Below are 15,338 nucleotides of genomic sequence, written 5' to 3'. Positions count from 1 at the left end.
GTATGATTATATGAGAAATGTAAAAATAGGAGAAAAAGAATATAAATTAGCAGGGGGTCCTATGACCCTCTATTTTTATAAAAAGGAATTTAAAGAAGATCTAATAGGAAATCTAATGAAGTTCTCTGAAATGGAAGAAGATCCTTCAAAACTAGATTCAATTATAGTTTTACAAATGGCTTGGGCTATGCATAAAACTGCTAAGACTGGACAATTAATTAGCTTTGAACAGTGGATGGAAAGTCTAGAATATGTAGATTTTGAAGATCCTGATATGATGTTAAATATAATAACAGAGGCACAAGAAAGTTTCTTTCGTGGAGGACAAGGAAAAGTCGAACAAACCAAATAATAAAATTTCTGAAAATCCTGAGATAGAGATATTAGTAGCTGCAAAAAAGATGGGACTAAGTTTTGAAGAACTTAGTCTTTTTAATTTGAATGATTTCTTTAGATTTGTAGATATATGGGCAGGTGAAGAAGAAACAGATGGCAGGAGAGAAGCTACACAAGCTGATATTGAAAGATATATGGGCTAGGAGGTGAGTATCATAGCTAAGAATATCAAAGGTATCACTATTCAAATAGGTGCAGAAACTACAGGACTGGATAAGGCACTTCAAAATGTGAATAAACAATCTAGGGATATAGCTAAGGAGTTAAGACAAGTAAATAAAGGTTTAAAATTTAACCCTAAAGATACTACACTTTTAGCTCAAAAACAAGAACTCCTAGGTAATCAAGTTAATACTACAAAAGAAAAGCTAGAAAAGTTAAAAAGTGCACAACAAGAAGTTTCAAACCAATATAAAAATGGTGAAATAGATGATGGGCAATATAGAGCATTTCAAAGAGAAATAGTTGAAACTGAAAGTAAATTAGGTCACTATGAAAATCAATTAAAAGAAGTTGAACAGGCACAAAAAAGAACTGGTGATACTGCAGCTAAAGCAAGTAAAAAATTAAAGGATATGGGATCTAAATTAAAAGGTATAGGACAATCCATGACTACAAAAGTTACCTTACCTTTAGTGGGGGGTTTTGCTGCAGTAACAAAAGGAACTGAAGAATTTAGAGGAGACTTAGCAAAGCTTGAAACAAATGCAAAAAATGCTGGTATAGGAACAGATAAAATAAAGAAAAGTCTTGTAGATTTGTCAGCTGTAAGTGATGAAACAGATTCTAATGTAGAAGCCTTATCTAACCTTTTAGCTACAGGTTTTGATGAACAGGGAATGACTCAGGCTATGGATGCTCTTTCTGGTGCTGTAATCAAATTTCCCGATACATTAAAGATCGAAGGGCTTGCAGATGGACTTCAAGAAACTTTGGCTACTGGAAAAGCAGTTGGTCCTTTTGCTGAAATGCTTGAACGCTCTGGGATGAATTTAGATACGTTTAATGAAGGTTTGGCAGAAGCTAAAAAGAAAGGTGAGGAACAAAATTATATTTTACAAACACTAGCAGATACTGGACTTGCTAAGGTAAATGAAGAATATAGAAAAAATAATAAAGAATTAGTAGAGAATAAAGAGTCACAACAAGAATTTCAGAATTCTATGGCTACACTTGGTGAAACGTTACAACCTATAATGACTAAAGTAACTCAAGGGATAACGAAAGTGGTTACAAGCTTTAATAACATGTCTCCAGCTGCACAAAAAGTAATATTAGTTATAGCAGCAATTGCTGCAGCGATTGGCCCACTATTAATGGTAATAGGAACACTGGCCACTGGATTAAGTTCAGTAATTGGTTTATTTGGTGGAGGAGCAGCCGCAGGAGCGGGCGGAGGAGGACTTGCCGCCGCCTTTACAGCTATTACTGGACCAGTTGGAATTGTTATAGCAGTAATAACTGGATTAATAGCTATATTTGTAGCATTATATAAGAATAATGAAGATTTCCGGATAAAAGTACAAGAAGTATGGACTAAAGTTAAAGAAATAATTGGTGTAACAATAGAAGGTTTAAAAGCTATAATAACTGTATTTATAGAAACAAGTAAAGCGATATGGAATAAATATGGTACAGATATAATTACTATTTTAACTAAAGCTTTCACAGTTATATCAAATGTAGTCACTACTGTATTAAACATAATAAAAGGAATAATAAAAGTAGTTCTTGCAGTAATAAAAGGTGACTGGCAAGGTGCATGGGATGCTATTAAAGGTTTGCTTAAAGATACCTGGAATGGTATTAAATCTATAATAACAAGTTCAATAAGTTTAGTTAAATCAATATTAAGTACGTATTTAAAAGTAATAACAGGACTTATGGGAAAAGCTTGGGATGTCATAAAATCTGTAGCTAAATTTGCATGGGATAAAATTAAAAGTAATATAATTAATCCTATTTCAAGTGCTAAAGACAGGGTTTTTTCCACTATAAATGCTATGAAAAATGATGCAATAAGTAAATTTGAAAGTTTAAGAAGTAGTGCAAAATCTAAATTTGATGCTGCTAAAAGTGCAATAGTTGATCCTATTGAATCTGCAAAAAATACTATAAGTAATATAGTAGAAAAAATAAAGGGTTTCTTTTCTGGCATGAAGCTCAAAATACCAAAACCCAGCATACCAAAAATGTCTATATCTAAAGGATTTAAAAAAGTTTTTGGTTATGAGGTGCCATATCCAAAAATATCTTGGAACGCCCAAGGAGGTATATTAAAGCGTCCAACTATAATACCAACTATGGCTGGGTTACAAGGATTTGCAGAACCTAGAACTGGTGGAGAAGCTATAATGCCTTTAAATAAATTACCAAGTTTAATGGCTAAAGCTTTAGAGAAAATAGGCGGAATAGGAAGTACAATAGTAGTAAAACAAATGATAGTAAGAGAAGAAGCTGACATAGATAGAGTAGCAAGAAAATTAGATGACATGAGGAGAAGGGGAGGTAGGAAGTAATGTTGAATTTGATATTTAATAATACGGATTTTAGTGAATATGTAAATATTGAAAATGTGAGAAAATCTATTCTACCTCCAATAAGTACTAACATGATAACTATACCAGGAAAAAGAGGTCTTACATTCATAAAAAATAACCTTGAAGTGAAATATATTGAAGTAGATATAAGATTAATAGAAGAAAATAAAAATAAAGTAAGAGATAAGATGAGAGAATTAGCAAAGCTTTTATATACCAAAGAACCAAAAAAACTAGTTACAGATGAAAATGATAAATATGATATAGCAATATTAGATGGTAATACTGAATTTGAAAAATTGCTATACACTGGTTCCACTACACTTGTATTTGCTTGTCCTGATCCAATTAGCTATGGAGAGGAAATAACAGAAACACTTGATGACAACATACTTTTAAATAATGGAACATATGAAACAAAAGGAATTATAAATGTACAAATTAATTCAAATATCACATATATAAAAATTACTCTCCTTGATACGGGAGAGTTTTTGTATATAGAAAATAATTTTGTAACAGGGGATGAAGTAGTTATAGATTTAGAAAAAGAGTCTATAAGAAAAAATGGAGTTCTTATTATGGAAGATTTATATTTAGAAAGTGATTTTTTTTCTATACCTACTGGAGAATATCAAATCAAAATAGAGCCATTAGGGGTATATGCAACTCTTTCATATATTGAGAGGTGGCTATAATGGAATTTAAAATTTTTGATAGAAATGAAAAATTTAAATGCAATCTCAAAGATCTTTTAACTGCTTTTCGAAAGGAAGAAATTAATGGAGAACATTTTATAGAGTTTGCAATATTCGGTGGAAATGAAAATGCTAAATACATTGAAAAGAATGGAAGAATTCTTTATAAAGATAGAAGGGGTAAATGGAGAGAATTTATTATCAGAGGTATAGAAGAGCCTCATGAGACTGATGGAATTACTATGAAGGTATATTGTGAGGAATTCATTTATGAAACTTGGGGGGACTATATTGAGGATAAGAGACCTCAAGATACTACTGCAAATATAGGAATGGAGAGTGCACTTAGTAATTCCAGGATAGAAGTAGGACTAGTTGATGATTTAGGTATCAGTAGCGCAAATTTCTATCATATGTTTGGAAAAGAAGCTATCAACATGACAGCTCAAAACTGGAAAGGTGAAATACGTACTAGACTAGAAGTATCGGGCAAAAAGATACTGCATAGATATATAGACCTTTTAGCAAGAAGGGGAGCGGATAGAGGTAAAAGATATGAATTTTCAAAGGATCTTGTATCTATAAATAGAAAGGTACATGAAAATGATATTATAACTGCTCTTTACGGATATGGAAAGGGAGAGCAAATAGGTGATGGCTATGGTCGTAGGATTACTTTTGCAAAAGTAGAATGGAGCATTGCAAATGGTGATCCAGTAGATAAACCACTTGGCCAAGAATATTTATTTGATTCAGAAATACTTGAACAATGGGGAAGACTTGATAAAAATGGTAATAAAAAGCATACATTTGATAAAGTCGAATTTGACGATGTAGAGGACCCAGAAGAACTTCTAAGATTAACATATGAAGAATATTTGAAAAGAAGTCAAATACAAATTTCCTATGAAGGAAAAGTCATTGATCTTAAATCTATAGATGGCCTTGAACATGAAGGAGTAGAACTTGGAGATACCGTAGGTGTTATAGATAGGGAATTCAATCCACCATTAAGAGTAAAGGCAAGAGTTTTATCATATAAGGAAGATATTTTAAATCCTGAAAATGATGAAATTCTTTTAGGAAATTTTATAGATGATATAACCTCAAAGCTCAATGAGAATGAGAAGTTTATAAATCAATTCAGAGATAAATCTGGAGTATGGGATAGAGCTGATGTTATAAATCAAGATGGTACTATTAATGCTAACTATATATTTAATCTATTAGAAGAGTTTAATGATAAAGCCAATGCCACTGGTGGTTATGTATTTCATAGAAAAGGCGATGGGATTCTTACAATAGATAAACCTGATGAAGTAAGCTCTACTATGGCAGTACAAATAAAAGGTGGTTTAATAAGGATAGCTAATAGTAAATTGGCTAATGGTGAATGGAATTGGACTACTGCTATGGATGGTAGTGGTATTATAGCTGATGTAATTAATACAGGAATTCTTCAAGGTGGTAAAGTTAAATTTGATTTGAGTAATGGTACTTTACTAATAGGAAATTCAATAGAGGACTATTCGCTACTATTTGATGGGAATAGTCTAAAGATTAGGCTTAGCAGTGGTAAAACCATAGAGGAAACTGTAATAACCAAAGTAGAAGAAGAAATAGAAAAAGCTCCTATATATGAGTGGACTAAATATGCAGATGATATAAATGGAACTAACATAAGTGATGATCCTTTAAATAAAAAATATATAGGTAAAGCTTATAATAAAAATTCTCAAATTGAAAGCAATGATCCTTTAGATTATACATGGACTATATCTAATTATTATGTAGATAATAAAATTGATAATGTATCAAATAATTTAGATAACTTCCAAAATGATGTTAGCACAACTTTCAAAGATGGAATAATAGAAGAATCTGAAGCTAAAGCAGTAGAGAAATATATTAATACACTACAATCACAACAACAACAAATATATAAGATGCATCAATCTATATATAATAATGAACATCTAACAGGAACATATAAAGTAGAAGAAAATACAGCATACAATAACTATATTACAGCATTTAATAATTTAATAGATTATATAAATAATGTAATATCAGATGGAAAAACAACAACTACAGAAAAACAAGAAGTAGATGCTAGATTTATTATTTATAAAGATAGAATAGCAGCATATCAAGAAAAATTAAATAATGCTCAAGAATTTATACAGTCAGAGATAAAAAGAAAAGCAGAAGAATTTGCTACAAGCTCTGATGAAAAACAACAAGAAGTAATAAATGAACAAACTCAACAACTTGCAGTAGATTTTAATTCTAGTATACAGGCAACAGCTGAAAGTGTAACTAATACTATGAGAGCTGAATATCAAGATGCAGATGGTAAAGTAATAGAAGCTTATGAAAAAAAGATATCAGAAACTGCTGAAGCTTGGAATTTATCTTTTAGTAAGTTAACAAATGACTATGCAGGAATAAATGGGCAGATGAATGAAGTAACAACTTTCTTTGATTTTAGTGGGAATGGATTTGAAATAGGAAAATCAGATAGCAAAATTAAATTAAGATTAATGAATGATATATTAGCATTTACGGATAATGGAGTAGATTCTCAATGGTTTGATGCTCAAAATTCTTATATTAAAAAATTAATAGTTACTGAAGATGCAAAAATAGGAAACCATCTATTTAAAAAAAATGACACAAAAACATTGATACAGTGGGCAGGTGATGAGTAATGCTTAGTGGATCTATAAATAATACTTTTAAAGATACATGGAGATTAATAGCTGAATGGTCTGCTACACAAAATATAGAAGAAAATTATAGTTTAGTAACAGTTAATTTTTATCTAACTGGTGATTATGCTATATATGCAAGTAGTAGGAATAATGGCTATATTACAATAGATGGTTCAAGATATAATTTTACTGCTAATTCTTCAATAAGTGCTGGACAAAAGAAGTTATTAGGAAGTGCAACAAAAAAAGTTTATCATAACAATGTAGGAGAAAAAACTTTTAAGATTTATGCATCATATGATTTAAAAGTTACACTTTCAGGAACTTATATAGACACAAGACATGTAGAAGGTAATTTCAGATTAAATGATATACCTCGTGCATCTACAATGAGTGGAGTGCCAGAAAGTTTTGATATTGATACAGCCTTTGGAGTAGGGGTACAACGTGCAGATGCATCCTTTACTCATAAAGTTACAATGTATTTGGGTACAAAATATATAGGAGAGTGGACTGGTGGACCTTCAATATCTGTTAGCCTAGATACTACAAGGCAGAATAGAATATATGAAGAAATACCAGATGCAACTAAAGCTACAGTTACCCTTAAATTAACAACATATAAAGGTACAAAACAAATTGGAGATAGAACAGAAACTACAATAGTAGCAAAAGTACCTTCTGATATAAAGCCTTACTTTAGTAGCATAGGGCATAGGGAAGATGCACCAGTTGTAATTAATTCTGAAATAGATTTATATATAAAAACTTTATCAAAAATACGTATATGGTTTAGAGATGCTGTTGCAAATAAGTATGCTACTATAAAAAGCTATGCAATACACATAAATGATAAAAATTATTTAGGCAGTGCTATTACTACAGATTTAATAAATAAAAGTGGGACACTAACCATAACAGCTACTTTAACAGATAGTAGAAATAGAACTTTTACAAGAACTTTAGATATTACAGTTGCAAATTATGCACCTCCAGACATACAAAAAGTTGTACCTAAAAGATATTTAAATTCATCAGGGACAGAAGATGGAATGGGAACATATTTAGGAGTAGATATATTAGGGCAAGTTAGTAGTTTAAAAGTAGGAACTATAGAAAAAAATACTTGTACTATAAGAATATACAAAAAACCTAAAGGATACCCTACATGGTCTGCAATTTACAATAATACATGGAGTTTATCTATAATGAGTACATGGGGTTATTACCCTGGATATTTAATAGATGCAGCATATGATATACGAATAGAAGTAGAAGATAAATTTAATATTGTAAGGGTAGATAGAATATTACCCACTGCTATTATAACTGGAGAGCTTGCAAAAACAGGAATGAGTATAGGTACAACCTATAGAGAAGGAGAAGGAGTATTACAATTAGCATCACCATATGGACAAAATGATGAATTCCCACTAATAAACATGAGTGGTGGCTATGTAATTTATAGAGATAACACTTCACTTGCAGGAGCTATATCTCGTGCTTGGTTAGACACACCTGATATGGGTGAAGTAGTTATAGGACCACGTTCATCAAGTAGAACTATGAAACAATTTAGAGTTAGGGCAGAAAAACATAGTTTTGAAGATGGTCCAATATTTAATGGATCATATAATAAAAATGGTAATGGCTATACAAAACTTCCCAATGATTTTATTATGGTCTGGGGAGAGGTTGTATATTCTGCTAGTGGAAATACAGGATATATAAGAGTTACACTACCTATGACACTACCAAATAACATTTATAATGTAGTAGCAACTCCAAAATATCAAAGTGGTGCACCTTTAGATGTAACAATAACAGCACAACCAACTAGATCAGAAATAATATTTTATGTTAGAAGTTCAGGCAGCAAACCAACATCAGATTTTAGAATATGTTATCAAGTGTGGGGTGATTAGATGTATATTAAAATAGATATAGAAGGTAATTATGAATTCTATGATGAAGATATACATTCAAAAGAAATTATAGAGCAATGTACAAAAATTGATGATAGTCTATATAACTATCTATTAGAGAATAATGGTAAATTAGTATTTGATACTACTAAAACAAACATTATAAAAGAAAATTTTATTGCTAGAGTATATGAAGATCTAGAAGAAGATATAAAACCGACTAATGAAGAAAGAATAGATCAACTAGAAAATATGATCTTAATGATGCTAGGAGGTGAAGTATAATGTTTTATAGTTTTTTCTTGAATATGTGGATTATGAAAAAAGTAGATGAGCAATATCTGCAAGGTCAAGTTACTAAAGGAAGAATAACAACAGAAGAAAAAGATATGATTATAGCAACACCACAGATATAAGCACCTAGAAGGGTGTTTTTTTAATGCCCTTCTTTATTTTTAGAGGAGGTGGAGTATGGATCCATGTGTGAAAGAAGATAAATTTAAGTCTATAGATAGTAATATAGCAAGAAATACAGAAGATATAGGAAAATTAGAAAATAGAGTTACTACTCTAGAAGTAAATGACAGAGGAATGGAAGAGGTAGTAAGGAATTTAGAAAAATATGTTGAAAAGATAGCTAAAAGTATTGATAAATCAAAATGGTGGATTATAACTGGAATAGCTACACCTATTTTAATCACTATTATTTCAGCAATAATTTTATCCAAATTAAATTTATAGGAGGAATATAAAATGGATTTTAATTTTAAAGGTGTAAATAAAGCAACATGGGTAAGAATCGTAGGTTTGTTTTTAGTATTAATTAATCAAGTTTCAATTAGTTTTTTTAAATTTGAATTGATTAGTTTCGGTGATGAACAAATTTATGAAGGAGTATCTACAATACTTACAGTTGTTATGGCTATAGTTGCTGGGTGGAAAAACAACAGTTTTACAGAAGAAGCTCAAAAGGCAGATGCTGTATTGAAATATAAGGAGGAAAAATAATGACTAAGAAGATTATAATAGATCCAGGACATGGAGGAAGAGATCCAGGAGGAGGAACAAATAGATATTGGAAAGAGAAAGATATGGTTCTTAAAATATCTAAGTATCAATATAATATACTTAAAAACTTAGGGGTGGACGTCAAATTAACTAGAGATAGTGATACTTACTTAAATCCAGAAAAACGTACTTCAATAGTTAGAAATTCAGGAACAGATATATGTATAAGCAATCATCTAAATGCAGGTGGTGGAGATGGAGTAGAAACTATACATTCTATATATAGTAATGGAAAACTTGCAAGATTAATTGCAAATGAAATAGTTGAAGAAGGACAAAATTTAAGAAGAGTATTCACGAAAAAACATCCAAGGTTGAAAGGAAAAGACTACTATTACATGCACCGTTTAACTGGAAGAGTAGAAACTATTATAATAGAGTATGGATTTGCAGATTCTAAAGGAGATGATGTGTCACAAATAAAAAATAACTGGAAAAGATATGCTGAAGCAGCAGTTGAAGGCATATGTAAATATATAGGTGTAGAATATAAAGCTTCACATAATGAAAGAAACTATATGAAACTAGGAGATTCAGGTTTTAAGGTTCAAGATTTTCAAAAAGGCTTGATGGAACTTGGTTTTGTATTCGAATATAAAGGCAAAAGATTTGGTGCAGATGGTCACTATGGAAATGCTACAAGATCAACTGTTATAGAGTTTCAAAGAAAATATGGCCTTGATATAGATGGATATGCTGGACCTAAAACTCAAGGTAAGCTGTCTGAATTATTAAAAGCTAAGAAGGATAAAGAAAATGAAGACAATAAAGCATATAGAGTGCAAGTTGGGTATTTCCATAACAAGCATAAAGCTGAGGATTTAATCGAAGAGCTTGAAAATGATGGATATTCAACTTATCTAAAATCTGAAAATAAAGAAATAGAGTAAATTAAAAAGACCAGGACTACTTGTCCTGGTCTTTTTTTATGTCAGTTGATTTTATTTTATGATATAGATATAGAACTTCATCTAATTCTTCACTGATCTTTATTATTTCTATTGTGTTTATAGAGTTATTTTTATGAAGTAGTTTATCTAATTGTTTTTTCAGTGTCATTATTTTAGTCTCAAGATTATCTAAGTCTAAGTTTTCCATATACATCACACCTTTATGAATTTTTCCTCACTTTTCCAATTATATTACAATTATTCCAAATTAGCAATATAAAAAATTTAAACTAGATATTGTCATTTTTTTGGTTTGACGAAAAAAATCTATATTTGTCATACGATTTATAAAGGAATTTTTTATACTTTGTAGAATAATTAAGTTAAACATAGTAAGAATCTTACTAGGAGGTTTTAATATGGAGGATACCAAAAATGACTTAGTAGAATTAACAAAAGAGTTTATAGAATTTTCAGATAAACTTTACTTAGAAAAAAAGATAGATAAAGAAACTTATATACAAATTACAAAGAGAAAAAAAGGTTTTTTAAGGTGTATTGAAAAAGATAGAATGTGTAAATGATATTTTTAGAAATAATACAATAAGTAATTATTTTAAGGCTAGAAAGTGCTCTCTAGCCTTATGTTTATGATTAAAATATTTATTAAACATGTTTTGTTGCAAATGCAATAAAAATATAATATAATCTATATATGCTTTTTGTTGTATTTGCAATAAAATATGTACTAAGGAGGTAATTATGGAAGAAACTCTTCGTGAAATTGGTATGATAGCAAGAGCATTAGAGTCCATAAGTAATATAGAATTTAAGGAATACGATCTTACAAAGGGACAGTATTTATATCTTGTGAGAATACATGAAAATCCTGGAATAATTCAAGAAAAGTTAGCAGAAATGATAAAAGTAGATAGAACAACAGTAGCTCGTGCTATAAAAAAACTTGAAATTAATGGATTTATTGAAAAGAAACAAGATGCAAATAATAAAAAAATAAAAAAACTATTTTCAACAGAAAAAGGAAAAGACGTTTATAGTTTTATAAAGAGAGAGCATGAATATTCCAATGATGTTACATTAAGAGGATTTTCTAAAAAAGAAGTGGAAGTTTTTATTAATTTTCTTAAAAGAGCAAGAAAAAATATAGAAAAAGATTGGGAGTTTGTAAAAAAGGGAAATAAGAGAAATTATTAATTGTAAAAAAGGAGTGATATAGTTATATGAATATAGAGATAAGAAAATGTAGTATTGAAGATTCACATAAATTACAAGAAATAAGTTATGAAACATTCAAAGAAACATTTGAGAATCAAAATTCAGAAGAAAATATAAATAATTATTTAGATAGTGCATTTAACTTAGAACAATTAAAAAAAGAATTATTAAATAGTTGTTCACAATTCTTTTTTATTTACCTTAACACAAAATTAGTTGGATATTTAAAATTGAATGTTAATAATGCTCAAACAGAAGATATGGGATATGAATATCTTGAAATTGAGAGGATTTATATAAAACGTGAATATCAAAATAATGGTCTTGGTAAGCATTTGTTAAACAAAGCTATAGATATTGCAATTAATGATAATAAAAAGAAAATATGGCTAGGAGTATGGGAAAAGAATAAAAATGCTATTGATTTTTATAATAAAATGGGTTTTGTTCAAATTGGATCCCACTCTTTTTACATGGGAGATGAAAAACAAACTGATTTTATAATGAGTAAAACACTTGTATAATTTAATACAGTTAATACAATTAATATAATATAAATTTTAATTACTAAATGTAGTTTTTAGAGTAAAAGTTTATTTTTACTTTTTAATAAATAATATATTTTAAATTATATAATCAAGGAGGTATTATAATGAAAAAATTTGTAATTGAAGATTCTTTTTGGAGTTTATTTCCTAATTCGAAAATTGGAATTGTTACTTGTCATAATATAGATAATACTATAAAAGATAAGGAACAATATTTGGAAATGATTTCGGAGTCAGAAAAGGAAGCATTAAAATATTTACAAAATGAAAAATTTAGTGAAAATCCTGTAATAAAGGTATGGAGAGAAGCATTTAAAAAATTTAAGACAAAAAAAGGAGCAAGATCATCTATAGAGGCATTATTAAAAAGAGTTCATAAAGGAAATCATATAGGACCTATTAATCCACTAGTTGATATTTATAATTCTATTTCATTAAGATATGCATTACCATGTGGTGGTGAGGATATAGACAAATTTGATGGTGATATAAGATTAACTACTGCTATTGGAAATGAAGAGTTTATCCCTCTAGGCTCAGAAGAAAATTCACCTCCGTATGAAGGTGAAATAGTTTATAAAGATAATAAAGGTGCAATTTGTAGATGTTGGAACTGGCGAGAGGCAGTAAGAACAATGCTTATTGAAGATACAACTAATGCTTTTTTATGTATTGAATTAACAGATGAAACTAGATTAATAGAATTTGAAAATGCATTAAAAGAATTAGCAAACTTAGTAGAAAATAATTTAGGTGGTGAATTAAAGATATCAATTTTAGATATAAATAATAAGGAAATAGTACTAGGATAAATAAAGATTGATAATTTAATTAATTGAAAGATTTTATTGATTATAAGGCTAGGGAGAAATCCCTAGCCTTATTTTTTTATTATTTTTAACTAATATTAGGGTATATATATTATATAAATGATGATAATGTACAAGCTATAGTTGTTAAAAGCATTATATCACTATTAAAATTCTATATATAGTGGTATTTACTTTTGAATTTGCTTCTAGTAAAATATAACCAAGAGTGATATATATAATTTACCAGTAAAAATATGTATATAATATTAAATTTAATGTCAATAATTCTAACTACTAATAATATATATTAGTGGGAGGGGTTTATACATGGATAATGTTATATATTTGCACAAAATAAAGGGAGGATTTAAAATGAAAAGGGAGATAACAATATTTGATATCGCTAGTACCTTTCTAAATATGGAGTCTATGACACATAAGAAATTACAAAAGCTTTGTTATTATGCACAAGCTTGGTATTTAGCTCTTTATAATGAAAGATTAATAGATTCAAAATTTGAAGCTTGGATTCATGGACCAGTTTCACCAGAGTTATATGATAAATATAAAGATAATGGTTGGACACCTATTAAAAATGAAGAAACACCTCAAAATATTGAGCAAAATCAAGAAATTTATGAATTTATTGAAGAGATATACAGAATATATGGAGATTTAGATGGCAATGATCTTGAAGTATTGACTCATAAAGAATTACCTTGGTTATCTGCAAGAGAAGGGCTTGGGATGTTAGAGTGGTCCAATAATGTTATTGATGAAAATATTATGAGGGATTTTTATTTAGAGGAGTTTAAAAACTCTCAAAATGACTAAAAAAGAATATAAGTCAGATAAATTTAATGCCTTATCTAGTGTTCAGCCAAAAAAAAGTGATAAAAAAACACCTAAAAATATAACTGTAAAAAGCGTTGAAGAATTTAAGAAAAATAAACAATCTGAAATTATTTTTTCATTTAAGTATTTTGATAGAAAACATAAATATTTCAATTTAGGTGGAGTAAATAAAATATGTGATAATTGGTTTTTAGAACTGATTGATATATTAAAGGAAATAAGTAATAGAACTTGGACACAGATTGCTACAAATCCAGTATTTGATGCTCATCCCCAAAATTTTTCTCAAACCAATTTTCAATATAAATTATTTGATGAAAAAACAATTAAACAGTTAGAATGTGTACAATTTAGAATATCTAAAAGTAAAGGTAGAGTGCATGGATTTATTGTTGATAATTGTTTTTATATATATTGGTTAGATCCAAATCATAATATGATAGATTCAGATAATTATGAAGGTGCCAAAAGATACAAACCATTTAAGTCTTGCTATGAGATTCTTATTAAAGAAAATACAGATCTAAGAAAAACAAATAAATATTTAATAAAAAGAAATGAAGTATTAGAAAGCAAAGATACTTCTGATGTCAATGAAATTCTTGATGAATTCATTAGTATAGAAGAAGAAAATAAATGGTTAAAGAAACAATTACACGAATATAAAAAAAATCATAAAAATGTTAATGATAAGAATGTAAATTAAAAAGTATCTTATAATAAGTAAAGATACTTTTATTTTTGTATTTATATCGAACTAAAGTTCTGTGAGAATATTATATATAGTGATCAATAAGAGTAATATCCAAAAAATACTTAAAGGGTAAGGTGATTTAATTTAAAAAGAAATATTAAAGTTTTAATATGAAAAATATGATCTGAAATTCTCTTTAATTATGTTCTCCAATATACTCTTTCAATAATTTTGGACTAATATGATAAGTCCATTTGCTACTCATTTTTATTGCAGTACCTATAGGAAGCAATTCTCTTTGTAATCCAATTCGGATAAACTGTTCAGATACTTCTAATGTTTTTGCGGCTTCTTTTACTGATACTCTCATAGTATAAAAACTCCTTATTTCTAGTAGACTAATTTTAAAATTATTATAAGAAATTATGGTCTTACTTTTAGATTAATATAACATAAACTTATAATGGGAACTCTGATTTTAAATTAATTATGTATTATTAATGTTTAAAAAAGAATTTTAGAGAAATAAAATAGAAAGTATTATGTAAGGAGTGATTTATTTGAGTGAAAAAGATAATTTAGAAGAGTTTAAAGATATGTCAAAAGAAAGGAGAAATGAGTTATGATAGTAAAAGAATTTAAATTAGACAACGCTACAATTCAATTTGATGATGAATTCATAGATGAAAGCAAGACAGAAGAAATTTTAGAAAGGATAAAAAAGATACTTTCTAATGCAGAAAGAAAAACAGAAATAGATGATAGTAATAAATAAAGAATCTTAATAGAATAATAAGGTGGCAAGGATGAATTTTTCCACCCTTGTGCCACCCATAAGAAAGTTATATAAAAATATATAATGATATAATAAAATACAATTTATTTTTTTGTATCTTTAAAGACGATAAAACCAAGTGTTACAAAGTTATACATAGATATGATAAAATATAGAAAAAGTCTTG

20 protein-coding genes are annotated in these 15,338 nt (G+C 28.5%); 18 read left to right on the top strand and 2 right to left on the bottom strand.

Translation table 11 applies throughout. From position 1 onward, the window contains the following. The first annotated feature begins 10 nt into the window (after positions 1-10). The 11 genes from E0D94_RS11175 to E0D94_RS11130 are packed head-to-tail and all read left to right on the top strand — an operon-like array spanning position 11 to position 10,231. Entirely contained in the window at positions 11-352 is a 342-nt protein-coding gene (locus E0D94_RS11175) for a hypothetical protein (protein ID WP_130807646.1), read from the top strand. Next, entirely contained in the window at positions 318-539 is a 222-nt protein-coding gene (locus E0D94_RS11170) for a hypothetical protein (RefSeq protein WP_130807645.1), read from the top strand. Before E0D94_RS11175 ends, E0D94_RS11170 begins: the two co-directional genes overlap by 35 nt. Positions 540-542: 3 nt before the next feature. After that, the gene (locus E0D94_RS11165) at positions 543-2,915 is read left to right on the top strand and encodes a phage tail tape measure protein (protein ID WP_130807644.1); all 2,373 of its coding nucleotides are present in this window, start codon (positions 543-545) and stop codon (positions 2,913-2,915) included. Then, complete coding sequence (locus E0D94_RS11160; protein ID WP_130807643.1) at positions 2,915-3,634, top strand: distal tail protein Dit; 720 nt, start codon at positions 2,915-2,917, stop codon at positions 3,632-3,634. The genes E0D94_RS11165 and E0D94_RS11160 overlap by 1 nt, the downstream gene beginning before the upstream one ends. Next, the gene (locus E0D94_RS11155; protein WP_130807642.1) at positions 3,634-6,345 is read left to right on the top strand and encodes a phage tail protein; all 2,712 of its coding nucleotides are present in this window, start codon (positions 3,634-3,636) and stop codon (positions 6,343-6,345) included. Before E0D94_RS11160 ends, E0D94_RS11155 begins: the two co-directional genes overlap by 1 nt. Beyond that, complete coding sequence (locus E0D94_RS11150) at positions 6,345-8,273, top strand: DUF859 family phage minor structural protein (RefSeq protein WP_130807641.1); 1,929 nt, start codon at positions 6,345-6,347, stop codon at positions 8,271-8,273. Before E0D94_RS11155 ends, E0D94_RS11150 begins: the two co-directional genes overlap by 1 nt. Further along, on the top strand, positions 8,274-8,558 hold the full coding sequence (locus E0D94_RS11145; RefSeq protein WP_130807640.1) for a hypothetical protein: 285 nt from the start codon (positions 8,274-8,276) through the stop codon (positions 8,556-8,558). Then, entirely contained in the window at positions 8,558-8,689 is a 132-nt protein-coding gene (locus E0D94_RS15135) for a hypothetical protein (RefSeq protein WP_278044703.1), read from the top strand. The genes E0D94_RS11145 and E0D94_RS15135 overlap by 1 nt, the downstream gene beginning before the upstream one ends. A 55-nt stretch (positions 8,690-8,744) precedes the next feature. Further along, a complete protein-coding gene (locus tag E0D94_RS11140; RefSeq protein ID WP_130807639.1) occupies positions 8,745-9,014 on the top strand; it encodes a hypothetical protein in 270 nt (89 codons plus the stop codon). Between the two features lie 12 nt (positions 9,015-9,026). Beyond that, complete coding sequence (locus tag E0D94_RS11135) at positions 9,027-9,281, top strand: SPP1 phage holin family protein (RefSeq protein ID WP_130807638.1); 255 nt, start codon at positions 9,027-9,029, stop codon at positions 9,279-9,281. Further along, the gene (locus E0D94_RS11130) at positions 9,281-10,231 is read left to right on the top strand and encodes an N-acetylmuramoyl-L-alanine amidase (RefSeq protein ID WP_130807637.1); all 951 of its coding nucleotides are present in this window, start codon (positions 9,281-9,283) and stop codon (positions 10,229-10,231) included. The genes E0D94_RS11135 and E0D94_RS11130 overlap by 1 nt, the downstream gene beginning before the upstream one ends. Positions 10,232-10,247: 16 nt before the next feature. Here E0D94_RS11130 and E0D94_RS11125 read toward each other — a convergent pair whose 3' ends face one another. Further along, positions 10,248-10,439: a Spo0E family sporulation regulatory protein-aspartic acid phosphatase gene (locus E0D94_RS11125; RefSeq protein WP_165442951.1), complete on the bottom strand. Its 192-nt coding sequence runs from the start codon at positions 10,437-10,439 to the stop codon at positions 10,248-10,250. A gap of 211 nt (positions 10,440-10,650) precedes the next feature. Here E0D94_RS11125 and E0D94_RS14890 point away from each other — a divergent pair, with 211 nt between their 5' ends. The 6 genes from E0D94_RS14890 to E0D94_RS11100 all read left to right on the top strand — a co-directional run bounded on the left by E0D94_RS14890 (position 10,651) and on the right by E0D94_RS11100 (position 14,388). Beyond that, on the top strand, positions 10,651-10,815 hold the full coding sequence (locus tag E0D94_RS14890) for a hypothetical protein (RefSeq protein WP_165442950.1): 165 nt from the start codon (positions 10,651-10,653) through the stop codon (positions 10,813-10,815). A gap of 178 nt (positions 10,816-10,993) precedes the next feature. Next, a complete protein-coding gene (locus tag E0D94_RS11120; RefSeq protein ID WP_130807635.1) occupies positions 10,994-11,446 on the top strand; it encodes a MarR family winged helix-turn-helix transcriptional regulator in 453 nt (150 codons plus the stop codon). Between the two features lie 26 nt (positions 11,447-11,472). Then, a complete protein-coding gene (gene paiA / locus E0D94_RS11115; RefSeq protein WP_130807634.1) occupies positions 11,473-11,991 on the top strand; it encodes a spermidine/spermine N(1)-acetyltransferase in 519 nt (172 codons plus the stop codon). Positions 11,992-12,119: 128 nt separating this feature from the next. Beyond that, positions 12,120-12,827, top strand: coding sequence for a B3/B4 domain-containing protein (locus E0D94_RS11110; protein WP_130807633.1), 708 nt, complete (start codon positions 12,120-12,122; stop codon positions 12,825-12,827). Between the two features lie 372 nt (positions 12,828-13,199). After that, positions 13,200-13,661 (top strand): Panacea domain-containing protein, encoded by a 462-nt coding sequence (locus E0D94_RS11105; RefSeq protein ID WP_130807632.1) that lies wholly within the window; start codon positions 13,200-13,202, stop codon positions 13,659-13,661. Continuing rightward, positions 13,654-14,388 (top strand): hypothetical protein, encoded by a 735-nt coding sequence (locus tag E0D94_RS11100; protein WP_130807631.1) that lies wholly within the window; start codon positions 13,654-13,656, stop codon positions 14,386-14,388. The genes E0D94_RS11105 and E0D94_RS11100 overlap by 8 nt, the downstream gene beginning before the upstream one ends. A 184-nt stretch (positions 14,389-14,572) precedes the next feature. Here E0D94_RS11100 and E0D94_RS14885 read toward each other — a convergent pair whose 3' ends face one another. Further along, entirely contained in the window at positions 14,573-14,746 is a 174-nt protein-coding gene (locus tag E0D94_RS14885) for a hypothetical protein (RefSeq protein ID WP_165442949.1), read from the bottom strand. 252 nt (positions 14,747-14,998) lie between these two features. Here E0D94_RS14885 and E0D94_RS14880 point away from each other — a divergent pair, with 252 nt between their 5' ends. Further along, positions 14,999-15,151 carry a hypothetical protein gene (locus tag E0D94_RS14880; RefSeq protein ID WP_165442948.1) on the top strand — a complete coding sequence of 51 codons (153 nt, stop codon included), beginning with the start codon at positions 14,999-15,001 and terminating at the stop codon, positions 15,149-15,151. The last annotated feature ends 187 nt before the right edge of the window (positions 15,152-15,338 follow it).

It is taken from the genome of Senegalia massiliensis (genome assembly GCF_900626135.1).
Taxonomy (GTDB): domain Bacteria; phylum Bacillota; class Clostridia; order Tissierellales; family SIT17; genus Anaeromonas; species Anaeromonas massiliensis.
This window is presented reverse-complemented; position numbering and strand designations above follow the sequence as displayed.

Excerpts from the sequence above, each read along its gene's own strand:
- E0D94_RS11110 (WP_130807633.1), top strand. The coding sequence starts at position 12,120 with ATGAAAAAATTTGTAATTGAAGATTCTTTTTGGAGTTTATTTCCTAAT.
- E0D94_RS14890 (WP_165442950.1), top strand. The coding sequence starts at position 10,651 with ATGGAGGATACCAAAAATGACTTAGTAGAATTAACAAAAGAGTTTATA.
- E0D94_RS11140 (WP_130807639.1), top strand. The coding sequence starts at position 8,745 with ATGGATCCATGTGTGAAAGAAGATAAATTTAAGTCTATAGATAGTAAT.
- E0D94_RS11160 (WP_130807643.1), top strand. The coding sequence starts at position 2,915 with ATGTTGAATTTGATATTTAATAATACGGATTTTAGTGAATATGTAAAT.
- E0D94_RS14880 (WP_165442948.1), top strand. The coding sequence starts at position 14,999 with ATGATAGTAAAAGAATTTAAATTAGACAACGCTACAATTCAATTTGAT.
- E0D94_RS11130 (WP_130807637.1), top strand. The coding sequence starts at position 9,281 with ATGACTAAGAAGATTATAATAGATCCAGGACATGGAGGAAGAGATCCA.
- E0D94_RS11155 (WP_130807642.1), top strand. The coding sequence starts at position 3,634 with ATGGAATTTAAAATTTTTGATAGAAATGAAAAATTTAAATGCAATCTC.
- E0D94_RS11120 (WP_130807635.1), top strand. The coding sequence starts at position 10,994 with ATGGAAGAAACTCTTCGTGAAATTGGTATGATAGCAAGAGCATTAGAG.
- E0D94_RS11145 (WP_130807640.1), top strand. The coding sequence starts at position 8,274 with ATGTATATTAAAATAGATATAGAAGGTAATTATGAATTCTATGATGAA.
- paiA (WP_130807634.1), top strand. The coding sequence starts at position 11,473 with ATGAATATAGAGATAAGAAAATGTAGTATTGAAGATTCACATAAATTA.
- E0D94_RS11125 (WP_165442951.1), bottom strand. The coding sequence starts at position 10,439 with ATGGAAAACTTAGACTTAGATAATCTTGAGACTAAAATAATGACACTG.
- E0D94_RS11105 (WP_130807632.1), top strand. The coding sequence starts at position 13,200 with ATGAAAAGGGAGATAACAATATTTGATATCGCTAGTACCTTTCTAAAT.
- E0D94_RS11100 (WP_130807631.1), top strand. The coding sequence starts at position 13,654 with ATGACTAAAAAAGAATATAAGTCAGATAAATTTAATGCCTTATCTAGT.
- E0D94_RS11175 (WP_130807646.1), top strand. The coding sequence starts at position 11 with ATGAGAAATGTAAAAATAGGAGAAAAAGAATATAAATTAGCAGGGGGT.
- E0D94_RS14885 (WP_165442949.1), bottom strand. The coding sequence starts at position 14,746 with ATGAGAGTATCAGTAAAAGAAGCCGCAAAAACATTAGAAGTATCTGAA.
- E0D94_RS11135 (WP_130807638.1), top strand. The coding sequence starts at position 9,027 with ATGGATTTTAATTTTAAAGGTGTAAATAAAGCAACATGGGTAAGAATC.
- E0D94_RS15135 (WP_278044703.1), top strand. The coding sequence starts at position 8,558 with ATGTTTTATAGTTTTTTCTTGAATATGTGGATTATGAAAAAAGTAGAT.
- E0D94_RS11150 (WP_130807641.1), top strand. The coding sequence starts at position 6,345 with ATGCTTAGTGGATCTATAAATAATACTTTTAAAGATACATGGAGATTA.